The sequence below is a fragment of the Rhizobium sp. Root1334 genome, assembly GCF_001426665.1.
Taxonomy (GTDB): Bacteria; Pseudomonadota; Alphaproteobacteria; order Rhizobiales; family Rhizobiaceae; genus Pararhizobium.
Genome location: NZ_LMEY01000001.1, coordinates 562,865 through 578,104, shown reverse-complemented (window position 1 = coordinate 578,104; position 15,240 = coordinate 562,865). Strand labels below are relative to the sequence as shown.

The following is a 15,240-nucleotide window of genomic DNA, read 5'->3' as shown; positions in this document are numbered from 1 at the left end:
GCTACTTCTATTTTGGCGGGAATTTTTCGGCGTTTTTATCTCATCGCACTTCTTTTGGCAGGAAAAAGTAACCAAGTCCTGCAACTGTGCGCTGCAGATTGGGCGTGTCATTCCAGCGGCAAGACTGGAATTCACGCTCCGCTCAAACACTAAAATTAAAAATTTTTACCGGCTTGGGGCTGTGCTGCAAAGACGGCCGTTTTTTGATCCCCGCTATGGAGTTGTATCAATTGAAGTGGATGTTGTTGGAGCGCGTGTTGCAGTTGCATGTGTTGCGCATGGGCATTGTCTCGCTCGCCGTGATGGCTGCCATGTTCGTTTATGAACACGCCTTTCTCGGTGTCAGCTACAACACCGAAAGGGCGCCGCGCCTGCACCCCTATGATCTTTTCCGGTCGTTCGTCGCCTTTCTCCTGTCGACGGCTTTGGTCCGCGCGCTTTGGAAAGATGGCGTGCCGCATGGGGGACCGGCTGTGCCGCGGCTGCCACTGGAATCGATTTTGATCAGCGCTGGGGTGACGGTTTTTGCCCTCTGGTGCGCCTGGTTGTTCTCGCGTAACCCTCAGCGTTTCAATGCTTTATCGCTGGAAGATGGTCCTTTCGAATGGCTGTCGGCGCTCTTCCTCTTCATTGCGTCAGCCTTTTTCGTGCTTGTTGCGATCGGACAATTGGCTGGAACACGACCCGGCGGCGGGCGTCCGGTCTGGCTCGCCGGTTTTGCTGGTATGTTCGCTCTGGTTTTCTTCGTCATCGGTATGGAAGAGATTTCGTGGATGCAGCGCGTCTTCAATGTGGCGACACCGCAGGCATTCGCGGCCCTGAACGACCAGAAGGAATTCAACTTCCACAACATAGCAACCGGAGCATCCGAGCTCATCTATTATAGTGGCGCTTTTTTCCTTTTGGTGTTTGTTCCTTTCGTTGGCCTGTTTTTGCGGCGGTGGTTGAAGGGCAGCACTGGTGCTGCGGTGATGCCCAGCGTCTTCGTGCTCGCGGCCAGTGCCCCCATGGTCGCGTTCAACAGCGGACGATGGGGTGTGCTGCCAACACAGATATCGGTGATGATGACCGTGATCATCCTTCTCGTTCTGGTCAATCTGGCGCTGCGGCATGGTCTGTGGAAAGAGTTTCTACTGTATGCCATTCTGGCAATCTCGATCGTTGCGGTGCAGCAACTGTTCCTGGCCGAATCCGACCGCCTGCTGCGGCTCTGGGATCCGACTGAGTACAAGGAACTCTTCATCGCCGCAGGCCTGGCGATTTATGCCGGCGAGACCTGGTGGCGGCTGCGGCCGTCTCGACCGGCCGCTTCACACGCCTGACATGCTGATAACAAAGAAAAAGCCGGGCAAATGTCCGGCTTTTTCGTTCACTCTTCAAGCAAAACAGGAGTTCCGCTTCAGAGCTTGTAGCCCGGCTCGAAACGGCCATTGACCGCCACGCCGAGTTCGAACGTCTTGCCGGCATTCGGATCGGCCTTGCGGGCGGCGTCATCCATGTCCTGCCAGGCGGATGTCACCAGCAGGCGGTCTGCCTTGGCACCGATGAAGGCGGGGCAGCTCGACTGGGTGGCGGGCAGTGCATGGCGGGCAACCCGCGTGCCGTCAGGCGTATAGACATCGACGGCGCCCTGACCCCAGCGTGCATTCCAGATCCGGCCATCGGCGTCACAGACGGAACCATCGACATCGCCAGGGTTGTCGCTCTGGTCGCTGAACACGGTTGCTTCGCCGACCGGCAGACCTGTCGCCGGATCGAGATCGACCCGCATGATGTGGTTGATAGCGCTATCGACGAAATAGCCGATACTGCCGTCGGGCGAAAAGCAGATGCCGTTGGGAATGCTGATACCGCCGTAAAGCCGTGTCACCGCGCCCTTGGCGACGTGATAGATGGCACCGGCTTCCTTTTCGGCCTTGCGGCCCATGGTGCTGACCCAAATGCTGCCGGATGGATGTACGCGGCCGTCATTCGAGCGGTTGCCCGGGTTGCTTTCCAGAGCTGCGTAGGCGCTCAGCTCTCCGGTTTTGGTGTCGCGGATGAACAGGCCTTTGTCCGATGCGATCAACTGGCGTTGCGGATCGATGACCGCCAGCACGCTGCCCATGAAGGGCAGGACATGCAGGGTTTTGCGGCCGCTTTCCAGATGCAGTTCATGCAGTTCGCGGCCCTTGATGTTGAACCACCAGGCGGTGCCGGTGGCGGGGTCGAAGGTCGGGCCTTCGCCGAGTTCGAGTGTCAACTCGCTGAGGATCCGGCCGGAAAAGGGAATAGTTTCGCTCATGCTCCGTACACCGCATCATAGGCCTTGATCGTCACCCGCGCCCGCTCCGCAACCTCGGCAGCGGTCATACCGGCCTTGTAGAGGCTGGAACCGAGGCCGAAGCTCTTGATGCCGATCGCGGCATAGTCGCCGAAATTGGTATCGGAAACGCCACCGACGGCGGCGATTTCGAGGTCTGTTGGCAGGATGGTGCGGATCGCCGCGATGCCGGCCGGGCCAAGCACGCTGGCCGGAAAAAACTTGAGGCCGGTTGCGCCGGCATGGGCGGCAGCGAGCGCTTCGGTCGGAGTGAGGACGCCCGGCATGGTGACCATGCCGCGTGCCGCAGCAAGGGCGATCACGTCGGTCTCGACATTCGGACTGACCATCAGCTTGCCGCCGACGCCATCGAGCTTTTCAACCTGCTCGGTGGTCAAGACTGTACCTGCGCCGATCAGGCAACCGGCCGGCGCCATCTTTACGGCAATCTCGATCGACCGGAACGGATCGGGTGAATTGAGCGGAATCTCGATGGCGGTAAATCCGGCTTCGATCAGCGCGCCGACGACGCCCTGCGTTTCCTCGGGCTTCAGGCCGCGCAGGATGGCGATCAGCGGATATTTCATTGGTGGAAAGGGTATGCGGTTCATGCGGGTCGTCCTTCAGGCTGGCCAGATGGCGTTGGCCGCGGCGGCAAGGCCGTGGCGAACGGCTTCATCGGCATCGATGATAACGGGATTGAGAGTGAGAGCGGTCAGCGCCGATTGATACAGCCCTGCAAGGCCGCCCGACGCCACCAGGCAGACGCTGCTGCCGGGTTTGGCGGTGGCAAGCGCACCGGCGATTTCCAGGCCGATCAGCGTGCCGGACAAGCGAGCCTTGGCATCACCAGCAGGCAGGCCATGCAGCAGCTGGCCGCTGCGCACGGTAAAGACCAGATTGGTGGCAAGGGCCGGGTTTTTCACCGTCTTGGCAACCGCGCCAAGAAAGGCCGGGTCATCATTGGCAAAGGAACCGGCATCGGCGATGGCGTGGCTGAGGATCGAATGCTTGGCGATGACGTCGAACAATTCGCCGGTCATGAAGGTCGAGAAACCATCGACAATGCCGCCGGTCACGCGCACCCATTTGCTGTGTGTACCAGGCATGCAGACGAGATGGCTGCCGCCCCCGAGCTGCGAGATCGCGCCGAGCAGCTGGGTTTCCTCACCGCGAATCACGTCCGGCGCCTCCTCGCTTCTTTGGGCAAGGCCAGGCAGGATGCGAATATCGCGGTTGGCATCGGGCACGGTAACGGCCGCCTTGACGATGGCGCTGAGTGGGGCAGGTGTATCCAGATAACCTGCCTCGACCCAGCCCTGACGGGCACCGGCCATGCCGCAGACGATCACCGGCAGATGCGGCGGTGCTGCAACGGCGGCAAGGTGGGATTCAAGTATGCCGGAAAAACCTGTCTTTACGGCGGTCGTCATGCCTTCGCTGCTACGGCGCTCCGCCAGAACCGCGCCGCTCTCGCTGATGACCCAGAGGCGGAAACTCGAGGTTCCCCAATCCACTGCCGCATAGGATGCTGCCGTCATTAAAATACTCCTCCGTCGATGATCATGGCCTGTGCCGTCATCCGCGCCGAACAGTCGGAAGCGAGATACAGGCAGGGGCCAACCATGTCGTCCGCGACGAGCATGTTTTTCAGGCATTGTTTTTCGATCATGCCGGCAATCGCGGCATCGCTGATCCAGAGCTTCTTCTGCCGCTCGGTCACCACCATGCCCGGCAAAACCGCGTTGACGCGGATATTGTCGGGACCAAGCTTGCCGGCAAGCGACTTGGTCAGGCCGACAATCCCGGCCTTGGCGGTCGCGTAGGCCGGGATTTCGCCCATGTTGAGCATGAAGGCGATCGACGAGAAATTGACGATCGAGCCGCCGCCCGCCCGGCGCATATGCGGGGCAGCGGCCTGGCAGGTGAAAAACACATGCCGCAGATTGACCGCCTGGCTTTCGTCCCAGCTCGCTTCGGTGACGTCCTCAAGCTGCTGGCGGTCGTCGCGCGCGGCATTGTTGATGAGGATACTGAGTGACCCCATTGCGCTGGCAGCCTGATCGACGGCGGACTTTATCGCCGCAATGTCGCGCAGATCGGCCTGGATGAAAACCGGGACATGATCGACAGTGGGAGCGAGCCGTTCCACCAGCGCCCGGCTATCGGTTTCGGCAATGTCGAGAAAGGCAACACGCGCACCCTGCCGGGCAAAGCCTTCGACCAAAGCGGCGCCGATGCCCGAACCGCCACCGGTGATCAGGACGCCACGCCCTTTAAGGTCGTGAAATTGCGCGGCTGGCAAGGCCATGATGGTGTGCTCTCCCGAATGCAAGCCATCTGAAGGCTGCTTGATTTTATATCCGTCTTGTTCCACAATATGGAACTGACTCTTATTATTTGGAATTATCGCGCTGGAGGCGTTGGCTTGTCAAGGTCGAAGCCGGGGCGTGCGGCAAATGGACAGCAATGATGAAACAGGATCTGCCGGATATTTCTTCGTCCGCTTTTGCACACAATAGCGGCACCGGTACGCTGGGCAAGGTTCTTTCCGTGCTGGAGACGGTCGTGACATCCGACCGGCCGCTCCGGTTCAGCGATATTCTGGCACTATCGGGTCAGCCGCGCGGCACTCTGCACAGGCAACTTTCCCATCTCGTCGAGGAAGGACTTCTGACGCAAGGGCGCGACCTTTGCTACGAACCCGGCCTGCGGCTGCTGAAATTTGCCTACCGGTCCTGGTCTAAAAACCAGTTCCGCACAGTCGCGGCGCCGCATCTGCGCCGGTTGCATGAAGAAACCGGCGAGACGGTTCATTTGGGCGTGTTGCGCGGCACCGAGATCATCTATGTCGACAAGGTGGAAAGCCGCCAGACGGTGCGGATGGAATCGCAGATCGGCAATGCTTCTCCGGTTTACTGCACCGGCCTTGGGAAAGCGGCGCTGTCCGTGCTGCCGCCGGAACGGCTCGCCGATACACTGAGCCAACTGACATTCCATCGTTTTACCGCCAATACACATCTTTCCGTAGCGTCTTTGACACGTGATCTGGACGAGGCCCGCTTGCAGGGCTATGCCTTTGATCGCGAGGAACATGAAACGGAAATCCGCTGTGTTGCCGCTCCGATCCATGATGCCGGGTTCGATCTTGTCGCCGGTATCTCGGTTACGGGGCCGGCATATCGGGTGACGATGGAGCAGCTGGAAAACTGGGCGCGCCCGGTTCGACAGGTGGCGATGGCCATCAGCGAAGACGTCGAAATCCGTCTCGGTCCTGGCCGTTAGACTTTCGTGATACCTTTACGGTTAATTAGGTGAATCGACTGGACGTGGGAAAATCGGAGCTGTAGTTTTAATATATCAGATTCTGTGCCTGCCGACGCTCGAACTCCCGCCTCGAAAGACGGGTCGCTGGGATTTGACCGGTGAGAATGCCTGGGGTGGTGTCGCAACGGGTTTTCGTGACGCCTGATCCATTGGGCGCGAGCCTGGAAGAGGTAGAAAATGGTGGATTTCAGCGGACATCTATCACCCGGAACGGTTGCCGTTGGCCAGCGGGGAACTGAGGAGATGACGCGTGAAGCGGATATCCGCCAGGCGCTGGAGAAAGTCTCGCGTCTGTATGGTTTTCAAGGTTTTCTAGTGATGGTCGTGCCGGGGAAAACATGCGCCAGTCTGTCCGATACAGTCGTCATGACCAACTGGCCCACTGATTTCCTGATCAACTACGATGCGGCCAACATGATGGCAGGCAGCCCGGTCATCGCACGTCTGCGCAAAAGCACCATTCCCTTTACCTACGATACCACTCTTGATTCCCATCGGCGCTCCGACGGCAAGGGAAACGAGGTCCTTAGCTTGTTCGAACGGGTCAACCTGCGGCGCGGTGTCTACATTCCGGTTCATGATGTGCATGGCACCTGCGGTGCGATCGCTTTCGGCGGCAATCGCGACGTGGTCAGTTCCGCCGAGTTGAAGGAACTGACCTACGAGGCCGGTTACCTGTTCGGCCGGCTGAGTGAAATCAAGGAGATCCGCTCGCCCATGCCCGCAGTGCTGTCGCGCCGTGAAGTCGAATGCCTGCATTGGGCAGCGGCCGGCAAGACGACCACGGAAATGGCGAAAATCCTGGATCTGTCGGAATATACAGTCAATCACTACCTCAGCCGCGCCACCCGCAAACTGGATTCTGTCAATCGCGTGCAAACCGTGGCAAAAGCGATACGGGCCGGGTTGATCAATTGAGAAATGTTTATGAATGCAAGCAGGAAACCGGCATGATGAATAGAGTGAAATATCGGGCAAGCCTCGGGGCGCTTGGCCGGCAACGCACTCGGATGTGCGGTGGAGTTTGTGAATGCGCGATACGTTGATGGCTGAACCGGTTGAAAAAGAGCAGTCGCGCGGCGGCGATTTCGCCTCGGATATCGCAGCACTGGAAACCCAGTTCGACGCGATCCGCTATATGAAGAAGATCACGCAGGCCTTCGGCTTCAAGGCGTTCCTTGTCTGCATGGTTCCGTCTTTCGATGCGGAAAAGCTGTCCAGCACCTCGATCCTGTCCAATATGCCGGCCGATCTGGTCAATGCATATGACAGTATCTCGCTCCTGAAGCATTCGACCGGCATTCGCCGTCTGAGGGAGACTACGACACCCTTCCAGTTGACAGTGGATGAGTGGGAGAAAGAGAGCGGCCGCCTGCCTCAGACAAATGGCTATATCACCCTGTTGCGCGAGCACGGGATTTTGCAGGCCAACTATTTCCCGGTCCACGACGCCGACGGCAGCCGGGCGACCGTCATCTGGATGGGACGGCGGGCTGACTTGCCGATGTCTGTGATGATGGAACTGCAGATGATCGCCATCCACGTCTACAATCGCCTGACCGAAATCGGTTCGTTCTGGAAGGGGGCTCCCGTCACCCTGTCGGAGCGTGAAATCCAATGTCTCAACTGGACCGCCGCCGGCAAGACGAGTTCTGAGATTGCGGGGATCCTCGGTCTGTCCGAGCACACGGTCAATCATTACCTCAACCATGTCAGCAAAAAGCTGGATGCGGTCAACCGTACTCAGGCTGTCGTTAAGGCCATGAAGAAGGGTTACATCAGCTGAGTGCAATCCTTCGCCTGCCGCGAAGAATTAAGCAGCGGTTGCAATTATCACTGGCATTTTAGATGAACATTAAGATTTGCGGCGCACTTTTACTGCCGGTGAAATGATTTCACTGGGAGGGTGCGTGAACATTCCTGTCTCCGATCTTTATCGGGGAGGGATCGTGAAACGCTTTTACGTTGCCGGCATTGTTCGTCTGGAAGGACGAACTTTACTGTCGCATGAACGATATCCTCCGCACCTTTTTTCCAGAATGATATTCATGTGACGTAGCAACACTTGAGGCATTCGCCCGTTGCCGTCGCGCTTGCGAGGATACGAGATGCTGTTCAAGACTGCGACCTCCCGTAATATATTCTCCGTTGTTGCTACCGGGCTTTTTGCCACGGTGGTAACGGCGGGCACCCTGTTCTGGATCTCCTATTCCGAAGTCAAACGGCGCAGTGTCGATGAAATGAACGCTGCGGCTGCGCTGACGGCTGCTGATCTGAAGGGGCAGATGTCGCAGGGACTGCAACTCGTCGCCACCTTCCAGAGCGTTTTTTCAGCGCTCGAAACATCCGGTACCGCGAACCGGACCTCGGCGGATGCGATGATGAAGAAGGCGCTGGAGGATAGTCCGTTTGCGCTTGGCGTCTGGACTGGCTGGGAGCCGAATGCCTTCGACGGCAAGGATGCGGATTACGTCAACAAGCCGGGACATGATGCGACCGGCCGCTTCGTACCGTACTGGGTGCGCTCCGGCGGCAAGATCGAGGTGACGCCGCTGGTCGATTACGACAAGCCAGGCCCCGGCGATTATTACCAGTTGCCCTTCAAGGCACAGAAGATGGTGGTGATCGAGCCCTACAAATACGTCATCGACGGCAAGGACGTGATGATGACCACGCTCGTCGGTCCCGTCACCGTCGATGGCAAGCCGCTCGGCGTGACCGGTATCGACATTGCGCTCGACAGCCTGACATCGAAACTCGCCGACATGAAGCCACTGGGTGATGGTAATGTCGCGTTGATCTCGCAAGGTGGACACTTCCTCAGTCATGTCAACGCCGCCAATCTTGGCAAGGCCTTCAAGGATAGCAGCATCGATGCCGCCACCTGGCAGCAGATGATCGACAATCCGGGCAAGCCGGTCGATGTCACAGGCGAGGATGGGACCGCTTTCCTTTCCGTCGCGGTTCCCGTGCAACTGCTGCCGGATACCGCCTGGTACGCGATCGTCTCCGTTCCGAAATCGACAGTCTTTGCCTACCTCACCCATATGGCCTGGATCTCCGTCATCATCATTGGCGTCGCCTCGGTTCTGCTCGTGTTGCTTGGCGTAATGATCTCCAACCGCTTCCGGCGCCGTCTCGAGGCCATCGTCAATGCAACCGGCGAAATCGCACGGGGTAATACAGGCATCGTTATTGCCGACGCCGAGCGCAACGACGAGATCGGCGACATGGCCCGCTCGCTTGCCATTCTGCGTGACGCGACGATCGCCAAGCAGCGTCTGGAGGCTGAAGCTGCCGAAACCCGCACGCTTGGCGAGGAAGAACGCCAGCGCCGCGCTGCGGAGACACAGGAAAACGAACGCCAGATGCGCTTTGCTGTCACCGAACTTGGTACAGGCCTACAGCGGTTGGCCGATGGCGACGTGACGTTCCGCCTGATGACGCCGTTCATCGGCTCGCTCGATGCGCTGCGCGAAGACTTCAACAGTTCAATGGGCACCCTGCAGCAGACCCTGCAATCGGTTGGCAACAATGCACTCGGCATTCAGGCCGGGTCGGCAGAAATCCGCACCTCGGCCGACGATCTGGCCCGACGCACGGAACAGCAGGCTGCCTCTGTCGAGGAAACAGCCGCGGCCCTCGACCAGATCACCGCTTCGGTGCGCGATTCGACGGTGCGGGCCGAGGAGGCAGGCCAGCTGGTTGCCAAGGCGAAATCCGGCGCGCAGACATCGAGCGCTGTCGTCAAAAGCGCTATTGATGCCGTCGGCCAGATTGAAACGTCGTCGCAGGAAATCTCCAGCATCATCGGCGTGATCGATGAGATCGCTTTCCAGACCAATCTGCTTGCGCTCAACGCCGGTGTCGAAGCCGCGCGTGCAGGCGATGCGGGCAAGGGCTTTGCGGTCGTTGCCCAGGAAGTGCGTGAACTGGCTCAGCGCTCGGCCAATGCCGCCAAGGAAATCAAGGCGTTGATTTCGAAGTCCGGCCAGCAGGTCAAGACCGGTGTCGAGTTGGTCGGGCAGGCCGGCAAGGCGCTGGAAGTGATCGTCCATGAGGTCGACGAGATCAATCTGCGCGTTTCCTCGATCGTCGAGGCGGCCCGCGAACAGTCGATCGGCCTCAACGACATCAACCGTGCTGTCAACGTCATGGATCAGGGTACACAGCAGAATGCCGCCATGGTCGAGGAATCGACCGCTGCCAGCCACACGCTTGCGGCGGAAGCTTCGGCACTGACGGCGCTCTTGGCGAACTTCCAGCTTGGAGAGGTGTCGCAGGCGAACATGCACCGCGCTGCGGCCGAGGCGGGCTCGCACCGGGCTCCGGCCGCTCCGATCCGCAGTTCCTCCCTGTCAAAGCCCGGCATCCGCCCGGCCTCGGTGACAACACCGGCTGTGCAATCACCGGCCCGGTCGCTCGGTCAAAAGCTCGCCGGCGCGTTTCAGGGGCATGGTAGTGCTGCAGCGGCGCCAGCCAATGACGGCTGGGATGAATTCTGAATGAAAACAGGGGCGCCGCCCGCCGGCGCTCCTGTCGCAAAATCCGGCAATGCGGAAATCTGGACAACGCAACTGCACAATAAGTAGTCGAAATCGATGCTGCATCGCAGTGGTGCTGATCATCAAACGCTGGTTTTCAGCGGCTTTCCCAAACTGGCACGGTTCCTGCTTTGTAAAAAGCATGTCCAGAGGGGACTGCAATAAAGACTGCGCCCAAGAAGGTCGCGACAGGTAAGGCCGCTCTCCGCCAAAGGTGATCCCGGATGTACGGACACCCCCCGGCAGAGAGCGGCCTTTTCTTTTGTGCCGGTTTTTCTGATCCACCTCATTGGCGAAACACTCCGGCTCGATTATCTAATACCAAGTTTCGATGATGGGCTTTCATCAGCGCGGCTTCGTATGAACGTCAGCGCATAACGCATGGCAGAGACAGCAGGGCGAACCAGCCGCGCTGGCGGCAGGAGTGAATGACATGACCGACGTGACCAAGGAACAGGTTCTCGACAAGCTCAGAGGCGTTCGCGGACCGGATATGGACGGCAATATCGTCGATATGGGCCTGGTCTCGGATGTCTTCATCTCTGATTCCAAGGTCTATTTCTCGATCACGGTTCCGGCCGAGCGCGCCCGCGAACTGGATCCCTTGCGGGCAGCAGCCGAGCGGGTGGTCAAGGATATGCCGGGCGTCAAGGGTGCCATGGTAGCCCTGACCGCCGACAAGAAGGGCGCTTCGTCTTCCGCCCCGGTTCAACGGCCTGCCGCTGCACCATCCCAGACCGGCCATTCGCATGCCGGTCATTCCCATGCGGGCCATAGCCATGCGCCCGCCGCCCCGCGCACACCGACGGCTGCGGCAAAAGCCGGCATTCCGGGTGTCGGCGCGATCATTGCGGTTGCCTCGGGCAAGGGCGGTGTCGGCAAGTCCACCACATCGGTCAACCTTGCCCTTGCCCTGAAGGCCAACGGCCTGCGCGTCGGCATTCTCGACGCTGATATCTACGGCCCGTCGATGCCGCGCCTCATGAAGATTTCCGGGCGGCCGCAGCAGATCGAGGGCCGGATGATCCGGCCAATGGAAAATTATGGCCTGAAGGTCATGTCGATGGGTTTCCTCGTTGATGAGGAGGTCGCGATGATCTGGCGCGGCCCGATGATCCAATCGGCACTTCTGCAGATGCTGCGCGAAGTCGCCTGGGGCGATCTCGACGTGCTGGTGGTCGATATGCCGCCGGGTACGGGCGATGCGCAGCTGACCATGGCGCAGCAGGTGCCGCTGGCTGGCGCCGTCATCGTCTCGACGCCGCAGGACCTGGCACTGATCGATGCCCGCAAGGGGCTGGCGATGTTCCGCAAGGTTGAGGTGCCGGTGCTCGGCATCGTCGAGAACATGAGTTATTTCATCGCGCCCGATACGGGTAAGCGCTACGACATCTTCGGTCATGGTGGTGCCCGCAAGGAGGCCGAGCGTATCGGTGTGCCGTTCCTCGGTGAAGTGCCGTTGACCATGGGCATCCGCGAGACATCCGATGCAGGAACACCCGTCGTTGCGTCGGAGCCCGACAGCGAAATCACCCGCGTCTATCGCGAGATCGCCAAGAAGGTCTGGGAACAGGTTGGCGCCCACCAGGGGGATAAGGCCCGGACCATGCCGAACATCGTGTTCGAGTAGATGCCGAAGAAACCAGTCGGTCTCCCATATCTGTTGTAACACTGAGTGAAAACAGCGCTGACAAACGCTCGCTGTTGACATTCGGGCGGGGAGCGTCGTTAAGTCTTTAGGCGAGAATGTGGCGTCGTGCCACTTTCTGCATTGATTTTGAACGTGCCTTGCTCCATATGCCTCCCCGCATCCGAAAGGATGCACCAGCGGTGCTGCCCTCCGTCGGGCTCCGCATGACCGTGATGACCGTTTGAGGGTTTGTCGTTAACGACGAGAGTTTCCATATGGATCTGCCGCGCGCAGCTTTGATGTCATACGGCCGGTTGATTCTGGTTCGCCACAATCCGGCTCTTTCTACCGACTGTCTCCACAGCGCTGCGGTCATGGGCCGTGCCTGGGCCGATGGCGCCCATGCAAGGGCCGCAGCATGATCACTGCCTATCGTGAGAATGGTGAAGCCGTGGTCATCAGCGCGGCGACGCCGCCTGCATCCCTGCCGTCCGGTGTGGTCTGGATCGACATGCTGCGCCCGGACAAGGCGGAGGATCTGCTTGTCGAAGGTTTTCTCGGCATCGAAGTACCCACCCGCGACGACCTGAAGGATATTGAGCCCTCCAGCCGCCTTTACACGGCGAAGGACGCAGTGTTCATGACCGCCTCGCTCGTCTGCAAGGCTGAAAGCGGTCATCCGGAACTGACGGATGTGGCCTTCGTTCTGGCGCGCGGCATGCTGATCACGATCCGCTATGATGAGCCCAAGGCCTTTGATCTGTTCACGGCAGCGATGCACCGCATTCCCGGCGGTTGCGCCACTGGAACGGTTCTGGTGACGCGATTGTTTGAAACGATCGTCGATCGCACCGCGGAAATCCTTGAGATCGCTGTTGCCCGGATCGACGGCCTGTCGTTGCAGGTTTTTGGTGACCGCCCCGTCGGCAAACGCCGGCCGCCGCATTATCTGGAAGCCAAGCTGATGGATGTGGCGTCGCATCACCGGCTGGTGGCCAAGACCCGAGACAGCCTTGCGTCGCTCTCCCGCGTCCTGACATTCCTCTATACCGTCCCGTCGGTGCAGGAAAACCGCGAGACCAAGGAACTTTGCCGGACGATTTCGCGCGATATCCAGTCGCTGTCGGAACATGCTTCGTTCATCTCTGGAAACATCACCTTCCTGCTCGATGCTTCGCTCGGGCTGATCAATGTCGAGCAGAACGCCATTATCAAGATTTTCTCGATTGCGGCCGTCGTGTTTCTTCCGCCGACCCTGGTCGCTTCGCTCTACGGCATGAACTTCGATTTCATGCCTGAACTGAAATGGGCATTTGGTTATCCCATGGCCGTGATCGGCATGGTGATTTCGGCCATCGTCCCCTACTACTTCTTTCGCTGGAAAGGCTGGCTCTGAGAGCCCGAAAATATTCAGATGTCTCATTCTGCAGCTAAACCAGAGACGCGCGACAAGGAGATACGGAAGCTTCTGGCTCTGTCCCTGGGGTCGATCGGCGTCGTCTATGGTGATATCGGCACCAGCCCGCTTTACGCCTTTCGCGAAGCCTTGCGTCCGGTCGCCGCCGACGGGGTAACGCGCCTGGAGATCATCGGGTTGATCTCGCTGATGATCTGGACGCTGACGATTATCGTCACCTTGAAATACGTGCTGTTCCTGCTGCGCGCCGACAACAATGGCGAAGGCGGGACGCTGTCGCTCCTGGCGCTGTTGATGAAATATTCCAGCAAGCGTGCAAACCGACTGTTCTTCCTCGGTATTGCCGGCGCAGCCCTGTTCATCGGCGATGCGATCATTGCACCAGCGCTGTCGGTTCTGTCCGCTGTCGAAGGCCTGAAACTCGTCACCCCAACGCTCTCGCCCTATGTGGTGCCGATCTCGGTGGTCATTCTGCTGCTGCTGTTTGCCGTCCAGTCGCGCGGTACGGCGGCGGTGTCAAAATTCTTCGGCCCGATCATGGCTCTGTGGTTCATCGTTCTCGCCGTTGCCGGCCTCAGCCACATTACCGATGACTACGGCATTCTAGCCGCGTTTAACCCCTATTATGCCGTTCATTTCCTCATTCATGCCGGTTATGTCGGCATTGTCGTGCTCGGTGCGGTGTTCCTGACGGTCACCGGTGCCGAGGCGCTTTATGCTGACCTTGGCCATTTCGGCCGCAAGCCCATCCAATGGGCGTGGATCGGCCTCGTCTTTCCGGCGCTGGCTCTGAACTATCTGGGGCAGGGGGCTCTGGTTCTGAAACATCCGGAAGCGATGTCCGATCCATTCTATCTGATGTTTCCGGAATGGGCTCTGCTGCCGGTCGTTATCCTCGCCACCTGCGCGACGATCATCGCCGCCCAGGCGGTCATCACCGGTGCGTTCTCGCTGACCCGTCAGGCGATCCACCTCGGCTTCCTGCCGCGCATGGCTATTTTCCACACGTCGGAAACCCAGACCGGCCAGATCTATCTTCCCAACGTCAACATGCTGTTGATGTTCGGCGTCATGTTGCTGGTCTTCGTCTTCGGCTCGTCCGAATCGCTGGCCACCGCCTATGGCATCTCGGTCACTGGTGCGATGGTCGTCGATACGTTCTTGGCCTACGAGTTCGTCCGGGTGCGCTGGCGCTGGCCGCTCTATCTGGCGATCGCGACATTGCTGCCGCTGCTTGCTCTGGAAATGATCTTCTTCGGCGCCAATATGCTGAAGATCCATGATGGTGGTTATGTGCCGGTGCTGATTGCGGCTGCGATCATCGTCATCATGTGGACATGGCGGCGCGGCACCAAGATCCTGCACGACAAGACGCGCCATACCGATATCCCGCTTGCCTCCTTCGTCAAGTCGATCGAGCGCAAGAGCGAGCACGCGCCGGTTTCAGTGCCGGGAACGGCGATCTTCCTGACCAGCGATCCTGAATCGACGCCGGCGGCGCTGCTGCATAATATCAAACACAACCATGTGCTTCATTCGCAGAACTTCATCCTGACGATCCGCACGCTCAACACGCCTGTTGTGTCCAAGGATCAGCGCGTCACGGCCAGCAGCCTGTCCGAGCGCTTCAGCCTGCTCGAAATGCGGTTCGGTTACATGGAGACCCAGAATGTCTCCCAGGCGCTCGGCCTGTTCCGCAAGACCGGTCTGAAATTCGATATCATGTCGACCTCGTTCTATCTCGGACGGCGCAAACTCGTGCCGGATGCGCAATCGGGGATGCCGCACTGGCAAGACAGGCTTTTCATCGGCCTTGCCAACGCTGCCATCGACCCGTCCGACTATTTCCGCCTGCCGACCAACCGCGTGGTGGAACTGGGCTCGCACGTCATCATCTGACGAGGCCCTTGTCTCAAAAAGCCTCCCGCGCCTGACGGCCGGGAGGCTTTTTGCGTTCTGGTCCCACATTCCCGGCAGATGCCATTAACCAACCATCAAGGTTAATGCTTCATTGTCAGGG

At 59.3% G+C, this 15,240-nt stretch carries 12 protein-coding genes; 8 read left to right on the top strand and 4 right to left on the bottom strand.

Translation table 11 applies throughout. The annotated features are described in order from the left end of the window. Positions 1-104: 104 nt before the first annotated feature. Complete coding sequence (locus tag ASD36_RS02825) at positions 105-1,322, top strand: hypothetical protein (protein WP_156393798.1); 1,218 nt, start codon at positions 105-107, stop codon at positions 1,320-1,322. A gap of 77 nt (positions 1,323-1,399) precedes the next feature. On the opposite strand, the gene ASD36_RS02820 is transcribed toward ASD36_RS02825, so the two are convergent. From ASD36_RS02820 to ASD36_RS02805, 4 genes are read right to left on the bottom strand one after another with little or no spacing between them, the layout of a single operon-like run. Further along, positions 1,400-2,284, bottom strand: a complete 885-nt coding sequence (locus ASD36_RS02820) for an SMP-30/gluconolactonase/LRE family protein (RefSeq protein WP_060504773.1) — start codon at positions 2,282-2,284, stop codon at positions 1,400-1,402. Next, the gene (locus tag ASD36_RS02815) at positions 2,281-2,913 is read right to left on the bottom strand and encodes a 2-dehydro-3-deoxy-6-phosphogalactonate aldolase (RefSeq protein ID WP_060504774.1); all 633 of its coding nucleotides are present in this window, start codon (positions 2,911-2,913) and stop codon (positions 2,281-2,283) included. Before ASD36_RS02815 ends, ASD36_RS02820 begins: the two co-directional genes overlap by 4 nt. A gap of 12 nt (positions 2,914-2,925) precedes the next feature. After that, complete coding sequence (locus ASD36_RS02810; RefSeq protein WP_060504775.1) at positions 2,926-3,843, bottom strand: 2-dehydro-3-deoxygalactonokinase; 918 nt, start codon at positions 3,841-3,843, stop codon at positions 2,926-2,928. Continuing rightward, positions 3,843-4,613 (bottom strand): SDR family oxidoreductase, encoded by a 771-nt coding sequence (locus ASD36_RS02805; RefSeq protein WP_060504776.1) that lies wholly within the window; start codon positions 4,611-4,613, stop codon positions 3,843-3,845. Before ASD36_RS02805 ends, ASD36_RS02810 begins: the two co-directional genes overlap by 1 nt. A 161-nt stretch (positions 4,614-4,774) precedes the next feature. Between ASD36_RS02805 and ASD36_RS02800 the strand changes: the two genes are divergently transcribed. The 7 genes from ASD36_RS02800 to ASD36_RS02770 all read left to right on the top strand — a co-directional run bounded on the left by ASD36_RS02800 (position 4,775) and on the right by ASD36_RS02770 (position 15,119). Then, positions 4,775-5,587: an IclR family transcriptional regulator gene (locus ASD36_RS02800; RefSeq protein ID WP_112834570.1), complete on the top strand. Its 813-nt coding sequence runs from the start codon at positions 4,775-4,777 to the stop codon at positions 5,585-5,587. Between the two features lie 219 nt (positions 5,588-5,806). Then, a complete protein-coding gene (locus ASD36_RS02795; protein WP_060504778.1) occupies positions 5,807-6,547 on the top strand; it encodes a LuxR family transcriptional regulator in 741 nt (246 codons plus the stop codon). 112 nt (positions 6,548-6,659) lie between these two features. Beyond that, positions 6,660-7,415, top strand: a complete 756-nt coding sequence (locus ASD36_RS02790) for a LuxR family transcriptional regulator (RefSeq protein WP_060504779.1) — start codon at positions 6,660-6,662, stop codon at positions 7,413-7,415. A 322-nt stretch (positions 7,416-7,737) separates the two neighbouring features. After that, on the top strand, positions 7,738-10,134 hold the full coding sequence (locus tag ASD36_RS02785) for a methyl-accepting chemotaxis protein (RefSeq protein ID WP_060504780.1): 2,397 nt from the start codon (positions 7,738-7,740) through the stop codon (positions 10,132-10,134). Positions 10,135-10,606: 472 nt separating this feature from the next. Next, a complete protein-coding gene (gene apbC / locus ASD36_RS02780; protein ID WP_060504781.1) occupies positions 10,607-11,803 on the top strand; it encodes an iron-sulfur cluster carrier protein ApbC in 1,197 nt (398 codons plus the stop codon). Between the two features lie 418 nt (positions 11,804-12,221). After that, positions 12,222-13,199, top strand: a complete 978-nt coding sequence (locus ASD36_RS02775; protein WP_060504782.1) for a magnesium transporter CorA family protein — start codon at positions 12,222-12,224, stop codon at positions 13,197-13,199. Between the two features lie 18 nt (positions 13,200-13,217). Then, entirely contained in the window at positions 13,218-15,119 is a 1,902-nt protein-coding gene (locus tag ASD36_RS02770) for a potassium transporter Kup (RefSeq protein ID WP_060504783.1), read from the top strand. The last annotated feature ends 121 nt before the right edge of the window (positions 15,120-15,240 follow it).